Annotated in this window: 2 protein-coding genes; both read left to right on the top strand. The window is 78.2% G+C overall.

What is annotated here, in order from left to right; all coding sequences use genetic code 11:
• A partial coding sequence (locus AC0CYZ_RS29530; RefSeq protein ID WP_472221682.1) for an endolytic transglycosylase MltG occupies positions 1 to 1260 on the top strand: 1260 nt, incomplete at its 5' end.
• The coding region (locus AC0CYZ_RS29525) for a shikimate dehydrogenase (RefSeq protein WP_472221681.1) at positions 1261 to 1993 on the top strand (733 nt) is incomplete at its 3' end.

Genomic DNA, 1993 nt, shown 5'->3' with positions numbered 1-1993 from the left:
CACCGGGACGAGGCCTCCGAGGCGCGCACCACCGCGCTCGCCGCCCCGCGGCCGGAGCCCGACGACGACGACGGCGCCCTCGGCGGCCTCGTCCCGGTGTCCGCTGGCGAGCCGGCGCCCACCGACGTGGACACCCGCCGTCGTCGGCGCCTGGTGTTCCCCGTCCTCGCGGGGGTGCTCGTGCTCGCCCTCGTCGGCGGGGTGTTCTTCGCCCGGGACCTGTGGGGCGTGTTCTTCCCGCCGGACTTCGACGGCCCCGGCAGCGGGCACGTCGTCGTGCAGGTCGCCGACGGGGACTCGACCCGCGACATCGGCGAGACCCTGGTCGGTGAGGGGGTCGTGGCGTCCGCGCGCGGCTTCGGCGACGCGGCCGAGGACGACCCGCGGGGCCGCGGCATCCAGCCCGGCTTCTACGACATGGCGCGTGGGATGCCGGCGGCGGCCGCCGTCGACCGGATGCTCGACCCGGCCGCGCGCCTCGGGCGCCTCGAGGTCCGCGGCGGCACCCAGCTCGACGACACCGCGGGCGCCGGCTCCGCCCGCGTGCCCGGCGTCCTGACGCTCCTCTCGCAGGCCACGTGCGTCGTCGACGACTCCGGCGCCCGGCGCTGCACCTCGGTGGAGGACCTGCGCCGGACGATGGCCACCACCGACCCGGCCACGCTCGGGGTGCCCGACTGGGCCCTCGACGCCGTCCGGCGCGCGATCCCCGAGCGGCGCCTCGAGGGCCTGATCGCGCCGGGCACCTACGACGTGACCCCGGGGGCCGACGCGGCCGACGTCCTGACGACGGTCGTGCGCACCTCGGCGAACCGGCTGGAGGCCGCCGGGATCGTCTCGAAGGCCTCCTCGGACGGCGTGAGCCCGTACCAGGCGCTCGTCGTCGGGTCCCTCGCCGAGCGGGAGGGCGTCGAGCAGGACTTCGGCAAGATCGCCCGGGTCGTCTACAACCGGCTGCCGATCCCGATGCGGCTCCAGCTGGACTCGACGATCAACTATCCGCTCGACCGGCAGACGCTGCTCACCACGCCCGCCGACCGGGACGCGCCCGGGCCGTACAACACCTACGTGAACTTCGGGCTCCCGCCGACGCCGATCGGCGCGGTCTCGACGCCCGCGCTGGCGGCCGCGCTCTCGCCGGACCCCGGGGGCTGGATCTACTTCGTCAAGTGCGAGCCCGACGGCGCGTCGTGCTTCGCGGTGACGCCCGCCGACCACGACGCGAACCGCCGGCTGGCCCAGGCGCGCGGGGTGTACTGAGTGGGGGCCCGCCGGGCCGCCGTGCTCGGGTCGCCCGTCGCGCACTCGCTCTCCCCGGTGCTGCACGGGGCCGCGTACGACGCGCTCGGGCTGACCGGCTGGACCTACGAGCGGGTCGAGTGCGACGACGTCGCGCTCCCCGGGCTCGTCGGGGGCCTCGACGCGGCGTGGGTCGGGCTGTCGGTGACGATGCCCGGGAAGCGGGCCGCGCTGGCCGTCGCGACCTCGGCGTCGGCCCGGGCGCGGCGGCTCGGGGTCGCGAACACCCTGGTCCGGGCCGGGGACGGGTGGGCGGCCGACTGCACCGACGTCGACGGGGTCGCCGGGGCACTGCGGGCCGCCGGGGTGGTCGCGCCCGCGCCGGAGGCGGTGCTGCTCGGGGCCGGCGGGACGGCCTCGGCCGCCGTCGGGGCGCTGTCCGACCTCGGCGTCGGGTCGGTGGGCGTGGTCGTCCGGGAGCCCGCGCGTGCGGCCGACACCCTCGCGGTGGCGCGCTCCTACGGCCTGGCCGCGCGGGCGGTCCGGTTCGCCGCGCTGGTCGACGACGACCTCGCGCGCGCGACGGCGCTGGTCAGCACGACGCCGGCCGGGGCGGTGGACGACGCGCTGGCGGACCGGCTGGTGGGGGCGCTGCCCCCTGGGGCGGTGGTGCTCGTCGCGGTGTTCCACCCGTGGCCGACACCGCTGGCCGCCGCGGCAGGGCGGCGGGGGGTCGCGGTGGCGACCGGGCGCG

The sequence above is a fragment of the Actinomycetospora sp. genome (assembly GCF_055612215.1).
The sequence above is the reverse complement of the archived record's forward strand: the minus strand, read 5'-3'. Positions and strand labels throughout refer to the sequence as shown.